Below are 16,011 nucleotides of genomic sequence, written 5' to 3' on the forward strand. Positions count from 1 at the left end.
CACGAGACCCGATTAATCGGTCACAACACTTCCACGCACCTCCACGCGGCTGCGCGGCTCGGCTAGTCGACTTCCACTTCGTAGAAGCAGAGGTGGTCCTTGATGGCGGTGACGTCGGGCTTCGGGTCGGGATACGCCCACACCAGGTCCGCCGCGTCCGGCAGCGACCAATAGGAGGCGGTGCCCTTGAAGGGGCAGTACGTGTGCGTCTCGGAGGGGGTCAGCAGGTCGAGCCGTACGTCCTCGGGCGGGAGGTAGTACCGCACCGGACAGCCCGTCTCCCGCAGGAGGAGGGGCCGTTCGCTCTCGGCCAGCACCTGGTCGCCGTGGACGACCCGTACGCGTCGCGTGCCCTGCTCGATGGTGATCGTGTGTCCTTGGGCCATATCGGGAAAGCGCTCGCGGGCCCCGGGTTCTTCCCGCGTACCGTGACCGCATGCGAATCTGCGTCTTCCTCTCCGCCGCCGACCTCGACGAGCGGTACACCCGCCCCGCGCGGGAGTTCGCCGAACTGATCGGCAAGGGCGGACACACCCTGGTCTGGGGCGGCTCGGACGTCGGACTGATGAAGGTGGTCGCCGACGGAGTGCAGGAGGCGGGCGGCCGGCTCTGCGGGGTCTCGGTGGACTTCCTGGCGGCCAAGGCGCGTCCGGGTGCCGACGAGATGGTGATCGCACGGGACCTGGCCGAGCGCAAGAGGCTGCTCCTGGAGAACGCCGACGCCGTGGTCGTCATGGTGGGCGGCACCGGCACGCTCGACGAGGCCACCGAGATCCTGGAACTGAAGAAGCACGGGCACACCGACAAGCCGGTGGTCCTCCTCAACACCGCGGGCTTCTACGACGGCCTCAAGGAGCAGTTCCGCCGCATGGAGGACGAGGGGTTCCTGCCCCGGCCGCTGACCGACCTGGTGTTCTTCGCGGAGGAGCCGGTGGGGGCGCTGGCCTACCTGGAGGAGAGCCAGGGCATCGAGTGACATGGCGGTGAGCCGGGCGCGGGTGATGCGAGCATGGCAGGCATGGCTACACATGTGATCACCGGAGCCGGTTCCGGCATCGGCGCGGCCGTGACCCGCCGTCTGCACGCGCGCGGGGACGACCTCGTGCTGCACGCGCGCGACGCGGGCCGCGCGAAGGAACTGGCGGCGGCGTACCCCGGCGCCAGGACGCTGGTCGGCGACCTGGCGGACCCCGACAAGCTCTCCTGGGCCTTCTCCCACCAGACGCTGCCGGACCGGGTGGACTCCCTGCTGCACATCGCGGGCGTGGTCGACCTCGGCCCGGTCGGCGAGCTGACCCCGAAGTCCTGGCGCCACCAGCTCAACGTCAACCTCGTCGCGCCCGCCGAGCTGACCCGCCACTTCCTGCCTCCGCTGCGGGCCGCCCGCGGCCACGTGGTGTTCGTGAACTCGGGTGCCGGGCTGCGGGCGAGCGCCGAGTGGTCCGCGTACGCCGCGTCCAAGCACGGGCTGAAGGCCCTCGCCGACTCGCTGCGGCACGAGGAGCACGGCAACGGTGTCCGGGTGACCACGGTCTATCCCGGGCGTACCGCCAGCCCCATGCAGGCGAAGGTCCACCAGCAGGAGGGCAAGGAGTACGACCCGTCCCGGTGGATCGACCCGGAGTCGGTCGCGACGACGATCCTGCTCGCGCTGGACCTGCCGCGGGACGCGGAGATCAACGACCTGACGGTACGACCGGGAGCGTGAGGGCGGCGCGGGGGTTCCGCCCCGTCGCCCCTTTCCGTCCGACCCTGGGGCTGCCGCCCCCGACCCCCAGTTCGGCCCTGGATGGCCCCGTCCCCGAACGCCGGACGGGGGCCGGGAGCAGCCCCTGCGGCGTTCGAGGATCGGGGTCCGGGGTGGAGCCCGGAGGAACCGGAGTACGTAGGCTTCAGGGGTGAACGCACACTTCAGTTTCGGTTCTGCCACCGGCGTCGGTTCGCTGCCCGGCGACGACGCCCGGGAGGCCGCCAGGACCGCCACCGGCTCCTTCGAGGACTTCCCGTTCCTGCCCGAGCTCCCCGCCCGCGGCCCCGGCGCGGACATGATCGGCCGGACCGCCGGAATGCTCGTCGAGCTGTACGCGCGCGTGGAGCCCAGCGGCTGGCGACTCGGCGACCGGCCGGGCCGGGACACCCGGCGGGCCCGTTCCTGGCTCGGCGAGGACCTCGACGCGCTGGAGGAGTTCACCCAGGGCTACGAGGGCCCGCTCAAGGTGCAGGCCGTCGGACCCTGGACCCTGGCCGCCGGGCTGGAGCTGAGGAACGGCGAGGCCGTCCTCTCCGACGCCGGCGCCTGCCGCGACCTCGCCGCCTCGCTCGCCGAGGGACTGCGGCAGCACCTCGCGGAGGTCCAGCGGCGCGTACCCGGCGCCCTGATCGTCCTCCAGCTCGACGAGCCGTCCCTCATCGCCGTCCTGCGCGGCCAGGTCCGGACCGCCAGCGGCTACCGCACCCACCGCGCCTACGACCGGCAGGTCATCGAGGCCACGCTCCGCGACGTCGTCGGGGTGCACGGCGGCGGCCCGGTCGTGGTCCACTCGTGCGCACCGGACGTCCCGTTCGCCCTGCTGCGCCGGGCGGGCGCGGCGGCGGTCTCCTTCGACGTCTCGCTCCTCACCGAACGTGACGACGACGTGATCGGGGAGGCGGTGGAAAGCGGCACCCGGCTGTTCGCCGGTGTCGTGCCGGGCACGGACGGCCCATTGTCAGACCCTGCCGGTAGCGTCATGGGTGTCAGGACGCTGTGGCGCAGGCTGGGGCTGCATCCGGGGCTTCTCGCGGAGGCGGTCACGGTCACACCGGCGTGCGGACTCGCGGGGGCCTCTCCGGCGTACGCACGTGAGGCACTCGCCCACTGCGCCCGGGCGGCGAGATCCCTCGCGGACAACCCAGAGTAACGGGAGGACAACACGGTGGCCGGCGAAGAGCAGGCGGAGACGACGGTGCCCGCCGAGGCACGGGAGCAGCACGCGCAGCTCGCTGAGCAGATCGAGGAGCACCGCTTCCGGTACTACGTGAAGGACGCTCCCGTCATCAGCGACGCGGAGTTCGACCAGCTCCTGCGCGCCCTGGAGGCGCTGGAGGAGGAGCATCCGGAACTGCGGACGCCGGACTCGCCGACCCAGAAGGTCGCCGTCGAGTACGAGACCGACCTCGCGGAGGTCGAGCACCGCGAACGCATGCTCTCCCTCGACAACGTCTTCGACGACGCGGGGCTGGCCGCCTGGGCCGACCGTGTGGCCAAGGACGTCGGCACGCCCGGCTACCACCTGCTGTGCGAGCTCAAGGTCGACGGTCTCGCGGTGAACCTGACGTACGAGGACGGCAGGCTCACCCGCGCCGCCACCCGGGGCACCGGCCGGACCGGCGAGGACATCACGCCCAACGTGATGACGATCGCGGAGATCCCGCACCGGCTGAACGGCGACCGGGTCCCGCGGCTCGTCGAGATCCGCGGTGAGGTGTACTTCCCGATGGAGGCCTTCCAGGACCTCAACGCCCGCCGGGTGGCGGCCGGCGAGAAGCCGTACGCCAACCCCCGCAACTCCGCCTCGGGTTCGCTGCGCCAGAAGGATCCCAAGGTCACGGCGACCCTGCCGCTGCACATGGTCGTCCACGGCATCGGCGCCCTGGAGGGCTTCGAGGGCCTGACCCGCCTCTCCGAGGCGTACGAGCTGCTGAAGACCTGGGGCCTGCCGACCTCCCGGCACAACAAGGTGGTCGACGACCTGGACGGCGTACGGGAGTTCATCGCGTACTACGGCGAGAACCGCCACTCCGTGGAGCACGAGATCGACGGCGTGGTCGTCAAGCTCGACGAGATCCCGCTCCAGGGACGGCTGGGCTCCACCTCCCGCGCACCCCGCTGGGCGATCGCGTACAAGTACGCGCCCGAAGAGGTGAACACCAAGCTCATCAACATCCGCGTGGGTGTGGGCCGTACCGGCCGCATCACCCCGTACGCCCAGGTGGAGCCGGTCACGGTGGCCGGTTCGGAGGTCGAGTTCGCCACCCTGCACAACCAGGACGTGGTCAAGGCCAAGGGCGTCCTGATCGGCGACACCGTGGTGCTGCGCAAGGCCGGGGACGTCATCCCGGAGATCCTCGGCCCGGTCGTCGACCTGCGCGACGGCAGCGAGCGCGAGTTCGTCATGCCGGGCGAGTGCCCCGAGTGCGGGACCGCGCTGCGGCCGATGAAGGAGGGCGACGTCGACCTGCGCTGCCCGAACGCCCGCGGCTGCCCCGCCCAGTTGCGGGAACGCCTGTTCTATCTCGCGGGGCGCAAGTCGCTGGACATCGAGCATTTCGGCTACGTCGCCGCCACGGCCCTCACTCAGCCGCTGGAGCCCGCCGAGTCGCCACTCCGGGACGAGGGCGACCTGTTCGACCTCACCCTGGAGCAGTTGCTGCCCATCAAGGCGTACGTCCTGGACCAGGACAGCGGTCTGCCCAAGCGCGACCCGAAGACCGGCGAGGAGAAGGTCGCCACCGTCTTCGCCAACCAGGAGGGCAACCCGAAGAAGAACGCGCTCGCCATGCTGGAGAACATCGCGGCCGCGAAGGAACGCCCGCTCGCCCGGGTGCTGACCGGGCTGTCGATCCGCCACGTGGGCCCGGTCGCGGCCGAGGCGCTGGCCCGCGAGTTCCGTTCGATCGAGCGGATCGACGAGGCCACCGAGGAGGAGCTGAGGAACACCGACGGCGTCGGCCCGATCGTGGCCGCCGCCGTCAAGGAGTGGTTCGCCGAGGACTGGCACCGCGAGATCATCCGCAAATGGCGGGCCGCCGGGGTCCGGATGGAGGACCAGAGTGCCGGGGAGGACCAGGGGCCGCGTCCGCTGGAAGGGCTGACCGTCGTCGTGACCGGCACCCTCGAGCGCTTCACCCGGGACGGCGCCAAGGAGGCGCTGCAAGGCCGTGGCGCGAAAGTGACCGGTTCTGTTTCCAAGAAGACGTCCTTCGTCATTGTGGGTGAGAATCCAGGATCGAAGTACGACAAGGCGATGCAGCTGAAGGTTCCGGTTCTGAACGAGGACGGGTTCGACGTCCTGCTGGAACAAGGGCCCGAGGCGGCGTCCGACGTCGCGCTTCCGGCAGAGGAGTAACGCGGAGGAGCGGTTGAAGGCCACCCGATCGGCGCATACCAGATGCATACGGGTGGCCGGGGCGCATTCGGGCAACCGTCCACGACCGGTGCCCGTGGAAGCCCTCTGCCGCCTACTGTTGGGATGTGCGCCTGCCGTGCCCAGCTGCGGCTGGGGCATCCCTTTGCTCCTGAAGAGCCTTCAGGAGCGGCGGGAAGGGGTTTTCCGCCGCGGAGCCGTCGAGGGTTGTTGTCGGGCATCGGGCCGCGTGGCGTGGGCACCGCCGGCTGTGAGAGGGACGGGAATGGAACCGAGCGAGAGCGCCGCCCCGGACTCACGCCTGCGCCTGCGCCGGATGGCCGGCGCCTGGCGGGAGAGCCGGCGGACCGGGCGGCCGGCGGAGCGTCCGGGCGGAGAGGGGCACGCCGCCGGACAGTACCCGGCCGGACCCTACACCGCGGCCGACGGCCTCGGCGCCTCCCCCCGCACCGCCGAACGCGCGTCCGGACTGCCGGGGGGTGAGCCGGATCGGCACCTGTCCTGGCCCGCGCTGCCCGCGTCGGTCGTCTCCGCGGCCGGGTTCGTCCTCGGCGCCGGCTTCTACCGGGCCTTCACCGGCGGCCACGCCCTCTTCCCGTCCGGCACGGTCGGCTGGTCCCTGGCCGTGCTGACCGGTGTCATCGTCGGCCACCTGGTCGCGCTCGGCCGCGCCCGCTGGTGGGGCGGCACCGGCTCCGGCGCCGCCCTCACCCTCGCCGTCCTGCTGCTGTACGGCTGGCTGTCCGCCGGCCTGGTCAGCCTGACCGTGGTGCTGCTGGTCGGCGTGGCCCGCCGGCACCGCTGGCGCCAGGGCGTCCTGCACGGCGCGGTGGACATCCTCGGGATCGCCGCCGGAGCCCTGCTGCTCTGGGCCCTCGGCCGGGTGCCGTCCGTCGAGGACCCCTGGGAGCCCAGTACCTGGACGCTCTACACGGCCCCCGAGGTGGTGCTGGTCGCGGTCGCCTACCTCGCGGTCACCCGCACCCTGGGCTGGTACCTCAACGCGCCGCGCTCCGGGGGCCTGCCCACCGTCGCCCGCACCGCCCTGGTCAGACAGGGCCTGGTCGCGGTCGCGCTGCTCGGCATCGCGCCCCTGGTCTGCGTGGTCGCCACCGCCAAGCCCATCCTGCTGCCGCTGTTCGCCATCCCCCTCATCGCCCTCGACTCCACCCTGTGGATAGCCCGGGCCCGGGCCGAGGAGCAGCTGCGCGACCCGCTGACCGGGCTTCCCAACCGCCAGTGGCTGCTGGAACGCATCTGGACGGCCCTGGACGACGCCGAGCGCATCGGCGCCCGCTCCGCCCTGATGCTGATCGACCTCGACCGCTTCCGGTCGGTCAACGACACGCTGGGCCACCTCGCCGGTGACCGGCTGCTGCTCCAGATAGCCGACCGGCTCCGGCTGGCGCTGCCCCGCGGCGCGGAGGCGGCGCGGCTCGGCGGCGACGAGTTCGCCGTCTTACTGCCGGTCGCCGACTCCACGACCTCCGCGACCCGCGTCGCCCGCGGCCTGGTGGCCGCCCTCAGCTCCCCCCTCGACCTCGACGGCCTCACCCTGGTGCTGGAGGCCAGCGCCGGAGTCGCCGTCTTCCCCGACCACGCCCTCGACGCGGAGGGCCTGCTGCGCCGGGCGGACGTGGCGATGTACCAGGCGAAGCGGGACCGTACCGGCGTCGAGGTCTACGAGTCCAAGCGGGACTCGAACACCCCGGACCGGCTCGGACTGCTCGGCGACCTCCGCCGAGCGCTGGACGCGCGCGAGGTCCAGCTGCACTACCAGCCCAAGGTCCGCTTCGACGGACAGGTCGCCGGACTCGAAGCCCTGGTCCGCTGGGTGCACCCCGAACGGGGCAAGGTGCCGCCGGACGAGTTCATAGCCATCGCCGAGTCCTCCGGACTGATGCCCCATCTCACGGAGTACGTCCTGGACACCGCCCTCGGGCAGGTCGCCGAGTGGCGCTCCCAGGGGCTGTACGTGCCGGTGGCGGTCAACGTCTCCCCACGCGACGTCCACACCCCCGGCTTCGCGGGCTCCGTCGCCGCCCGGCTGGCCCGGCACGGCGTTCCCGCCGGGGCCCTCCAGCTGGAGATCACGGAACACGTCCTGCTGGAGGACCCGCAGCGCGCCGCCGACACCCTCGCCGCGCTGACCGGGCACGGCGTGAAGATGTCCCTGGACGACTTCGGCACCGGCTACTCCTCGCTGGTGCACCTGCGCCAGCTCCCGGTGAGCGAGCTGAAGATCGACCGTTCCTTCGTGGCCCGGCTGGCCATCGACACCGAGGACGCGGAGATCGTGCGCTGCACGGTCGACCTCGCCCACTCCCTCGGGCTCCTGGTGGTCGCCGAGGGCGTCGAGGACGACGAGACCTGGGAGCGGCTGCGCGACCTCGGCTGCGACGCCGTGCAGGGCTGGCTGGTCGCGGCGGCGATGCCGCCGGAGGAGACGACGGCCTGGCTCCTGGCCCGGGGATCGAGGGGCTGGCAGCGGCCGCGGGCGGCTCTGCCGGCCGCCGAGTGACGCGCTGACCCCACCGGTCCCGTCGGCCCCAGGTCCCGTCGGTCCCAGGTCCCGTCGGCCCCAGGTCCCGTCGGCCCCAGGTCCCTCGGTCCCACTGGAACCAGTCGTCCCACCGTCCGCGGCTCACCGGCGCGCCCCGGTCAGGCGGGCGGCCCCACCCACCGGGCGTGACCGCCGTCGGCGACCGTAGTGGCCCGGGCGGTGGGCGGTCCGGCCTGGGGCGCGGGCCCGCTTCCCGCCCGCCCGGGGAACCGTTTCACGGGCAAGGGCCCGCGCCCCATAGGATTGGCCCCACACCACATTCACTCACCCCAGAGGATCGCCGCATGCCTGGCATCACGCGCGAGGAGGTCGCCCACCTCGCCCGACTGGCGCGTCTGGAGCTGAAGCCCGAAGAGCTCGACCACTTCGCGGGACAGCTGGACGACATCATCGGCGCGGTCGCCCGCGTCAGCGAGGTCGCCGACCAAGACGTACCGCCGACCTCGCACCCGCTCCCGCTGACGAACGTCATGCGGGCGGACGAGGTCCGTCCGTCGCTCACCCCCGAGCAGGCGCTCTCCGGCGCCCCGGCCCAGGAGCAGCAGCGTTTCAAGGTGCCGCAGATCCTGGGGGAGGACTAACCGCCATGACGGACAACGTCATCATCAAGCTCACGGCGGCCGAGACCGCCGCGAAGATCGCCTCCGGCGAGCTCACCGCGGTCGAGGTCACCGAGGCCCACCTGGCCCGCATCGAGGCCGTCGACGAGAAGGTGCACGCCTTCCTGCACGTCGACCGCGAGGGCGCTCTCGCGCAGGCCCGCGCCGTCGACGAGAAGCGGGCCAGGGGCGAGAAGCTCGGCCCGCTGGCCGGCGTCCCCCTCGCGCTCAAGGACATCTTCACCACCGAGGGCGTGCCCACGACCGTCGGTTCGAAGATGCTCGAGGGCTGGATCCCGCCGTACGACGCGACCGTCACCCAGAGGCTGAAGGCCGCCGACGTCGTCATCCTCGGCAAGACCAACATGGACGAGTTCGCCATGGGGTCGTCGACGGAGAACAGCGCCTACGGCCCGACCGGCAACCCCTGGGACCTCACCAGGATCCCCGGCGGCTCCGGCGGCGGTTCCTCCGCCGCGCTCGCCTCCTTCCAGGCGCCGCTGGCCATCGGCACCGACACCGGCGGCTCCATCCGCCAGCCGGCCGCCGTCACCGGCACGGTCGGCGTGAAGCCCACGTACGGGGCGGTCTCCCGCTACGGCATGGTCGCCTTCTCCTCCTCCCTCGACCAGGGCGGGCCCTGCGCCCGTACGGTTCTGGACGCGGCCCTGCTGCACGAGGTCATCGCCGGGCACGACCCGCTGGACTCCACCTCCGTCGACGCCCCGGTCCCGCCGGTCGTCGAGGCCGCCCGCAACGGCAGCGTCGAGGGCATGCGCGTCGGCGTGGTCAAGCAGTTCCGCGGTGAGGGCTACCAGGCCGGCGTCATCCAGCGGTTCGACGAGTCCGTCGCGCTGCTCAAGGAGCTGGGCGCCGAGATCGTCGAGCTGGACTGCCCGTCCTTCGACCTCGCCCTGTCCGCGTACTACCTGATCGCGCCGTCCGAGTGCTCGTCCAACCTCGCCCGCTTCGACGGCCTGCGCTACGGCCTGCGGACCGGCGACGACGGCACGCACTCGGCCGAGGAGGTCACCTCCCTCACCCGTGAGGCGGGCTTCGGCCCCGAGGTCAAGCGCCGCATCATGCTCGGCACGTACGCGCTCAGCTCCGGCTACTACGACGCGTACTACGGCAGCGCCCAGAAGGTCCGCACGCTCATCACGCAGGACTTCGAGAAGGCGTTCGAGCGGGTGGACGTCATCGTCTCGCCGACCACGCCGACCACCGCCTTCCCGATCGGCGAGCGCGCCGACGACCCGATGGCGATGTACCTCGCGGACCTGTGCACCATCCCGACCAACCTGGCGGGCAACGCGGCCATGTCGCTGCCCTGCGGTCTCGCCCCGGAGGACAACCTCCCGGTCGGGCTGCAGATCATCGCCCCCGCGCTGAAGGACGACCGCCTTTACAAGGTCGGCGCCGCCGTCGAGGCCGCCTTCGTGGAAAGGTGGGGTCACCCGCTGATCGAGGAGGCTCCGTCGCTGTGAGCGCACTGACCAAGGCCAAGGGCTTCAAGAAGTCCAAGTCCGGTACGTACCTGTCCATCGCCGGGACCGCGTTCGGCGCGTTCGGCGTCGCCAAGCGGCTGAAGAAAGCCCGCGCCGACAAGGACACCCTGGTCCTGATCGACGCCACCGTGTCCGCCGTCGCCATCGTCACCGGCCTCGCCATCCTCTACCGCGAGCTGAAGCGGCTGGGCGACGACGACGTCCTGCTGGGCTGAGAGGGAAGTAGCACCGTGACCACCACGACCGACCTGGTGTCGTACGAGGACGCGCTGGCGTCGTACGACCCCGTCATGGGCCTCGAGGTCCATGTCGAACTCGGCACCAGGACGAAGATGTTCTGCGGCTGTTCGACCGAGCTGGGCGCCGAGCCCAACTCCCAGACCTGCCCCGTCTGCCTCGGCCTGCCCGGCGCGCTCCCGGTCGTCAACGCGACCGGCGTCGAGTCCGCGATCAGGATCGGTCTCGCGCTGAACTGCGAGATCGCCGAGTGGTGCCGCTTCGCCCGGAAGAACTACTTCTATCCGGACATGCCGAAGAACTTCCAGACCTCCCAGTACGACGAGCCGATCGCCTTCAACGGCTACCTCGACGTGCAGCTGGAGGACGGCGAGACCTTCCGCGTGGAGATCGAGCGCGCCCACATGGAGGAGGACACCGGCAAGTCCATGCACGTCGGTGGCGCGACGGGCCGTATCCACGGCGCCTCGCACTCGCTGCTCGACTACAACCGCGCCGGCATCCCGCTCATCGAGATCGTCACCAAGCCGATCGAGGGCGCGGGTGAGCGTGCCCCCGAGGTGGCCAAGGCGTACGTCCGTGAGCTGCGCGAGGTCATCAAGGCGCTCGGCGTCTCCGAGGCCCGGATGGAGATGGGCCAGATGCGCTGCGACGTGAACCTGTCGCTGCGCCCGCACGGCCGGGAGAAGTTCGGCACGCGGTCCGAGACGAAGAACGTCAACTCGCTGCGGTCCGTGGAGCGCGCGGCCCGTTTCGAGATCCAGCGCCACGCGGCCGTGCTGAACGGCGGCGGCACGATCATCCAGGAGACCCGGCACTTCCACGAGGACACCGGGTCGACCACCTCGGGCCGCGTGAAGGAGGAGGCCGAGGACTACCGGTACTTCCCCGAGCCGGACCTGGTGCCGGTGGCCCCGACGCGCGCGTGGGTCGAGGAGATCAGGTCGGGTCTGCCCGAGCTGCCGCTGGTCCGCCGCAACCGCCTGCGCGAGGAGTGGGGGATCAGCGGTAACGAGATGCAGTCGATCCTCAACGCGGGCGCGCTGGAGCCGATCGTCGCCACGATCGACGCCGGTGCCGACGCGGCCTCCGCCCGCAAGTGGTGGATGGGTGAACTCGCCCGCAGCGCCAACGAGTCGGGCACGTCCCTGGACGAGCTGGCGATCACGCCGGAGCAGGTCGCCCGGGTCAGCGAGCTGGTGGCCTCCGGCGACCTGAACGACAAGCTGGCCCGCCAGGTCATCGAAGGCGTCCTCGCGGGCGAGGGCACCCCGGACGAGGTCGTCGACAAGCGCGGTCTGAAGGTCGTCTCCGACGAGGGCGCCCTCACCACCGCCGTCGAGGAGGCCATCGCCGGCAATCCGGCCATCGCGGACAAGATCCGCGGCGGCAAGGTGGCGGCGGCCGGCGCCCTGGTCGGCGCGGTCATGAAGGCCACGCGCGGTCAGGCGGACGCTGCCCGGGTCAAGGAACTGATCCTGGAGAAGCTGGGCGTCAGCGAGGGCTGAGCACGCGACTCGGGGGGCTGTGTCGGTACGCCGACACAGCCCCCCGAGTCATGTCAGCTCACGGACGGCGGCCGACGGCCCGTACGAAGCCCAGCGAGCGGCCCTCGTCGACGCGCACCATCTCGCCGACCTCACGGGCCATGCGCCGGTGGAACTCCTCCGGGCTCTCCTCGGCGACCACCTCGCACCACAGCAGCCAGTCCTTCCAGCCGTCCGGCAGCCAGTCGGCCGCCTCGACCTCCACTGCCCCGCTGCGCGTCCAGTGGCGCCGCCACCAGTCGGCGGTGTGGAAGCACCAGAAGTCGGGCTCCCACCACGGCGTGAGGTGCTCCGGCGGCTCGGTGCCCTCGGGCTCCTCCCGCAGCGCGGGGACGACGACGCCGATCCGCCCGCCCGGCTTGAGCAGCCGGGTCAGGGTGGGCAGGTACAGGTCGTCGGTACCGAAGTACTGGTACGCGTCGATCGACACGATCGCGTCGAAGCTGCCCTCGGCGAAGGGCAGGTCGTGCGCCTCGGCGTGCACCGGCAGCACCCGGTCGGCGACGCCCGCCGCCGCGACGCGTACGGCGTTCTCGTCGGGCTTGACCCACAGGTCGGCCGCGGTGACCTGGACGTCGTACTCCCTGGCGAGGAAGACCGAGGTCATCGCCCGGCCGCAGCCCAGGTCGAGGACCCGGGCGCCGGAGGGCAGCGCGTCCAGGCCGAGGGCGGGGGCCAGCCACTCCAGCAGCCACAGCGCGTGCGGGCCCATCTGGTTCTCGACGGTCCAGCGGGCGTCGTAGCGGTTGCTGCGCGGGTAGCGGGGGTGGGTCAGGCGGCTAGTCAGATCGTCGTTCGAGGTCCTGGAAGTGATGTCGGACATCGGTGAACGGGCTCCTTGAGTCCTTCGTAGGGAAGAGAGAGGCGGAGGAGCTCGGTCGGACCATCAAACAACGCACCTGCTTCGGTCGGCGGCGACGTGCCGGAAACGACGGACGCCGGGACGCTAGCAGGTCGGACGGGACGACAGAGTGCCCGTTACTGTCCTGTGATGTGGCTCGCATTCTGTGAATAAACCCACGAATGCGATAAACGATCACTTCTGGCTGCCAGAGTGGTTTTCGCATTGCTCATGCGTTCTTTGCGGGCAGTTCACGTCATGAACGGCTGTTCCCGGTCAAAGATCCACCCATAGTCCTCTGGGAGCTCGTTCCGTGGCAGCCCTCGCACGCTGGTGTGTCCGGCGACGCCTTCTCGTCGTCCTGCTGTGGCTCCTCACTCTCGGTTCGGTGACCGCGGCCGCCGCCGTCGCCGGCTCCGCCTACTCGAACGACTACGAGGTACCCGGCACCGAGTCGGGCCGCGCCACCCAGCTGCTGCACGACGGTTTCCGGGGCCTCGGCGGCGACAGCGGCACCGTCGTCTGGCACGCCACGTCCGGCACCGTCCGCGCCGCCGCCGTCGAACAGGCCATGACCCGCGCCCTGGACGAGATAGCCGGCCTGCCCGGCGTGGCCGCCGTGGCCGGTCCGTACGACGGGCAGGGCGCGGGCCGGATCAGCGAGGACAGGCGCACGGCGTACGCCACCGTCACCTTCGACGACCCGGCCGACGAGATCGACGTCACCGAGGTGCGGGCCGTGGTGGAGGCGGCCGAGGCCGCCGAGGCCGCCGCCGGGGCCGACGGGCTGCGGGTGGAGCTGGGCGGGAGCGCCGTCGCGCTCACCGAGTCGTCCGGCGGGCACCTCGCCGAGGTGGCCGGCGTGGTCGTCGCCGCGGTCGTGCTGTTCCTCGCCTTCGGCTCGCTCGCCGCCTCGCTGCTGCCCATCGCCACCGCGCTGGTGAGCGTCGGGACCGCGTACGCGGGGATCGTGCTGCTCGGGCACGCCATGACCGTGGCGGACTTCGCGCCCATGCTCGGACTGCTGATCGGGCTCGGCGTCGGCATCGACTACGCGCTGTTCATCGTCACCAGACACCGGCGCGGTCTCAAACGCGGGCTGTCCGTCACGGAGGCGGCCGTCAACGCCGTCGCCACCACCGGACGAGCCGTCGTCTTCGCGGGTGCCACCGTCTGCATCGCGCTGCTGGGGATGCTGATCCTCCGGCTCGGTTTCCTCAACGGCGTGGCGATAGCCGCCTCGCTGACCGTCGTCCTCACCGTCGCGGCGTCCGTGACCCTGCTGCCCGCCCTGCTGTCCCTCATCGCGGAGCGCGCCCTGAGCCGGCGCGAGCGGCGCCACCTCGCCGAGGACGGGCCCGAGCCCGAGCTGCCCACCGGGTTCGCCGCCCGCTGGTCGGCGTTGGTCGAGCGGCACCCCAAGCTGCTCGGCACCCTCGCCCTGGCCGTCATCACCGTTCTCGCCCTGCCCACCTTCTCCCTCCACCTGGGCACCTCCGACCAGGGCAACAACGCGCGGACGTCGACCACCCGCCAGGCGTACGACCTTCTCGCGGACGGGTTCGGCCCCGGTGTGAACGGTCCGCTCACCCTCGTCACCGAGGTCGGCGGCGCCGAGGACAAGCTCGCCCTGGACAACCTCGACGCGACGGTCCGGTCCACCGAGGGCGTGGCGTCGGTGACACCGGTGACGTACGCCGCCGGCGGCGACACCGGGTACTTCACGGTCGTCCCGGAGTCTTCCCCGCAGTCGCGCGGCACCAGTGACCTCGTCGACCGGCTGCGCGCCGAGGTCCTGCCGCGCGCGGAGGCCGGCACCTCCCTGGACGTGCAGGTCGGCGGGGTGACGGCCGGCCACGACGATTTCGCCGACGTCATCGTCGGCAAGCTGCCCGTGTTCGTCGGCGTGGTCATCGGCCTGGGCTCGCTGCTGCTCCTGCTCGCCTTCCGGTCCGTCGGCATCCCGCTGAAGGCCGCCGCGATGAACGTGGCCGCCGTCGCCGCCGCCTTCGGTGTCGTCGTCGCGGTCTTCCAGTGGGGCTGGGGGAGCGACCTGCTCGGCCTCGGGCGGGCGGGCCCGATCGAGCCCTTCCTGCCGGTGATCATGGTGTCCGTCCTCTTCGGGCTCTCCATGGACTACCAGGTGTTCCTGGTCAGCCGGATGTACGAGGAGTGGCTGGAGACCGGCGACAACCGGCGGGCGGTGCGCGTGGGGCTCGCCGAGACCAGCCGGGTGATCAACTCCGCCGCGGTCATCATGATCTCCGTCTTCCTCGCCTTCGTGCTCAGCGGCGACCGTGTGATCGCCATGTTCGGGATCGCGCTGGCCGCCGCCGTCGCCCTGGACGCCTTCGTGCTGCGTACGCTGCTGGTGCCGGCCCTGATGCATCTGCTCGGCGGTGCCAACTGGTGGCTCCCGCGCTGGCTGGACCGCCGGATGCCCCGCATCAGCATCGAGCCGCCGGAGTCCCGCGCCGCCCATGAGAGGCTGGCCGCTGCGACGGACGCCGAGGCGGCGGACGTACTGGCGAGGGAGCGGCGACGGGATGTACGCGACATCTCCGGGTGACGACGGTGCCGAACCGCGTCGCTGCTCTCGCCGTGGCCGTACCGGTGCCCGGCGCTGCCCGGAGCCGTGGCACGGCGAGGGGGTTCCTGGCGCACCTGGAACGGGTGGGCGTGTTCCGTGACCGGTGCGTCCCCTTCGGCGACATGGCCGCCGGCGTGGACTCGGTGACGGCGGGACCGGCTGCCCGCTGGGCCCCGCCGGTACCCCCGGAGCGGCGAGCGGTACGCGCGCGTGCGGCTCACAACGATCATTAAGAGACCTCTCAGACAGGATCCGTACGGTGCGCGATATGGGAACCAAGACAGCTGACGAGACCGGCGCCGAGACGGGTGCCGAGACCACGACCGACGAGCAGAAGGCGGGCGCCACCGATCTCACCAAGACCGACGAGGTGACGCCGGCCGGCACCGGCACCGGGACCGACGCCGACGCCGACGCCGAGACCGATGCCGACGCTGGCGCTGACGACCTGGGCGACGAGGCCGAGCCGGCCAGGGCGGAGAGCGCCGGCGGTGTCGGACAGGGCGCCGCGGCCGTCGTCTCCGCCGCGCTCGGCCTCGTGTCGCTCACCGGCAGCTGGCTGGGCACCGTCGCCGCCGCCCGGGAGAACCTCGTCGGCCAGCTCGAGAACTCACAGACCTCGGACATCGCCACGCTGGTCAGTGAGGGCTACGGCGACGGCTGGAACGTCACCGCGCTCTACGGCGGAGCGTTCGCGCTCGTCGCCCTGGTCGTCGGCGCCCTGGTGCTGATCCGGCCCGCCTTCGGAGCGCCCCGCGAGCCGCAGGCCGCCTGGATCAAGTCCGTCTCCTGGGCGGGTGTCGCCCTCGGCGTCATCGGGCTGCTCCTCGCGGTCCTCAAGTACACCGACGTCCTGGTCGGACTGCCCTCCACCAGCTGAAACACCACGTGACCCGAGGGGTCTTAGGGATGCCGTGACCGTCTTACGGCCCTCCTAAGGCCCCTCACGCACGTCTAAGGCTCCCGCCCGCCTCCGAAGATGCGGAACTCTCCCGATGTG

The 16,011-nt window shown here is 71.6% G+C and carries 13 protein-coding genes; 11 read left to right on the forward strand and 2 right to left on the reverse strand.

Features of this window, described 5'->3' with window-relative positions:
• Positions 1-62: 62 nt before the first annotated feature.
• Positions 63-386 carry a DUF427 domain-containing protein gene (locus tag QQS16_RS28405; protein ID WP_286064865.1) on the reverse strand — a complete coding sequence of 108 codons (324 nt, stop codon included), beginning with the start codon at positions 384-386 and terminating at the stop codon, positions 63-65.
• A 50-nt stretch (positions 387-436) separates the two neighbouring features.
• Here QQS16_RS28405 and QQS16_RS28410 point away from each other — a divergent pair, with 50 nt between their 5' ends.
• From QQS16_RS28410 to gatB, 9 genes are all read left to right on the forward strand, one after another.
• Positions 437-976, forward strand: a complete 540-nt coding sequence (locus QQS16_RS28410; RefSeq protein WP_286064866.1) for an LOG family protein — start codon at positions 437-439, stop codon at positions 974-976.
• A gap of 33 nt (positions 977-1,009) precedes the next feature.
• A complete protein-coding gene (locus tag QQS16_RS28415; protein WP_286064867.1) occupies positions 1,010-1,708 on the forward strand; it encodes an SDR family oxidoreductase in 699 nt (232 codons plus the stop codon).
• Between the two features lie 190 nt (positions 1,709-1,898).
• Positions 1,899-2,900, forward strand: a complete 1,002-nt coding sequence (locus tag QQS16_RS28420) for a methionine synthase (RefSeq protein ID WP_286064868.1) — start codon at positions 1,899-1,901, stop codon at positions 2,898-2,900.
• Positions 2,901-2,915: 15 nt separating this feature from the next.
• Positions 2,916-5,108, forward strand: a complete 2,193-nt coding sequence (gene ligA / locus QQS16_RS28425; RefSeq protein WP_286064869.1) for an NAD-dependent DNA ligase LigA — start codon at positions 2,916-2,918, stop codon at positions 5,106-5,108.
• A gap of 283 nt (positions 5,109-5,391) precedes the next feature.
• A complete protein-coding gene (locus QQS16_RS28430) occupies positions 5,392-7,647 on the forward strand; it encodes a putative bifunctional diguanylate cyclase/phosphodiesterase (RefSeq protein WP_286064870.1) in 2,256 nt (751 codons plus the stop codon).
• Between the two features lie 326 nt (positions 7,648-7,973).
• Positions 7,974-8,270: an Asp-tRNA(Asn)/Glu-tRNA(Gln) amidotransferase subunit GatC gene (gene gatC, locus QQS16_RS28435; protein WP_018531282.1), complete on the forward strand. Its 297-nt coding sequence runs from the start codon at positions 7,974-7,976 to the stop codon at positions 8,268-8,270.
• A 5-nt stretch (positions 8,271-8,275) separates the two neighbouring features.
• A complete protein-coding gene (gene gatA, locus QQS16_RS28440) occupies positions 8,276-9,775 on the forward strand; it encodes an Asp-tRNA(Asn)/Glu-tRNA(Gln) amidotransferase subunit GatA (protein WP_286064871.1) in 1,500 nt (499 codons plus the stop codon).
• Positions 9,772-10,011 carry a hypothetical protein gene (locus tag QQS16_RS28445; protein WP_030040520.1) on the forward strand — a complete coding sequence of 80 codons (240 nt, stop codon included), beginning with the start codon at positions 9,772-9,774 and terminating at the stop codon, positions 10,009-10,011. Before gatA ends, QQS16_RS28445 begins: the two co-directional genes overlap by 4 nt.
• Before the next feature lie 15 nt (positions 10,012-10,026).
• Positions 10,027-11,541 carry an Asp-tRNA(Asn)/Glu-tRNA(Gln) amidotransferase subunit GatB gene (gene gatB, locus QQS16_RS28450; RefSeq protein WP_286064872.1) on the forward strand — a complete coding sequence of 505 codons (1,515 nt, stop codon included), beginning with the start codon at positions 10,027-10,029 and terminating at the stop codon, positions 11,539-11,541.
• A gap of 58 nt (positions 11,542-11,599) precedes the next feature.
• On the opposite strand, the gene QQS16_RS28455 is transcribed toward gatB, so the two are convergent.
• Positions 11,600-12,403 carry an SAM-dependent methyltransferase gene (locus QQS16_RS28455; protein WP_286064873.1) on the reverse strand — a complete coding sequence of 268 codons (804 nt, stop codon included), beginning with the start codon at positions 12,401-12,403 and terminating at the stop codon, positions 11,600-11,602.
• 331 nt (positions 12,404-12,734) lie between these two features.
• On the opposite strand from QQS16_RS28455, the gene QQS16_RS28460 reads away from it, so the two are divergent.
• Together QQS16_RS28460 and QQS16_RS28465 are read left to right on the forward strand one after the other, a co-directional pair.
• A complete protein-coding gene (locus QQS16_RS28460) occupies positions 12,735-14,990 on the forward strand; it encodes an MMPL family transporter (RefSeq protein ID WP_286064874.1) in 2,256 nt (751 codons plus the stop codon).
• A 289-nt stretch (positions 14,991-15,279) separates the two neighbouring features.
• Entirely contained in the window at positions 15,280-15,891 is a 612-nt protein-coding gene (locus QQS16_RS28465) for a hypothetical protein (RefSeq protein WP_286064875.1), read from the forward strand.
• The last annotated feature ends 120 nt before the right edge of the window (positions 15,892-16,011 follow it).

The organism is Streptomyces sp. ALI-76-A (assembly GCF_030287445.1).
Taxonomy (GTDB): domain Bacteria; phylum Actinomycetota; class Actinomycetes; order Streptomycetales; family Streptomycetaceae; genus Streptomyces.

What these genes read in the sequence shown, in the direction of transcription:
- QQS16_RS28455 (WP_286064873.1), bottom strand. Translation starts at nt 12,403, where the DNA reads ATGTCCGACATCACTTCCAGGACCTCGAACGACGATCTGACTAGCCGC.
- QQS16_RS28415 (WP_286064867.1), top strand. Translation starts at nt 1,010, where the DNA reads ATGGCAGGCATGGCTACACATGTGATCACCGGAGCCGGTTCCGGCATC.
- QQS16_RS28410 (WP_286064866.1), top strand. Translation starts at nt 437, where the DNA reads ATGCGAATCTGCGTCTTCCTCTCCGCCGCCGACCTCGACGAGCGGTAC.
- QQS16_RS28430 (WP_286064870.1), top strand. Translation starts at nt 5,392, where the DNA reads ATGGAACCGAGCGAGAGCGCCGCCCCGGACTCACGCCTGCGCCTGCGC.
- QQS16_RS28405 (WP_286064865.1), bottom strand. Translation starts at nt 386, where the DNA reads ATGGCCCAAGGACACACGATCACCATCGAGCAGGGCACGCGACGCGTA.
- gatC (WP_018531282.1), top strand. Translation starts at nt 7,974, where the DNA reads ATGCCTGGCATCACGCGCGAGGAGGTCGCCCACCTCGCCCGACTGGCG.
- gatA (WP_286064871.1), top strand. Translation starts at nt 8,276, where the DNA reads ATGACGGACAACGTCATCATCAAGCTCACGGCGGCCGAGACCGCCGCG.
- QQS16_RS28465 (WP_286064875.1), top strand. Translation starts at nt 15,280, where the DNA reads ATGGGAACCAAGACAGCTGACGAGACCGGCGCCGAGACGGGTGCCGAG.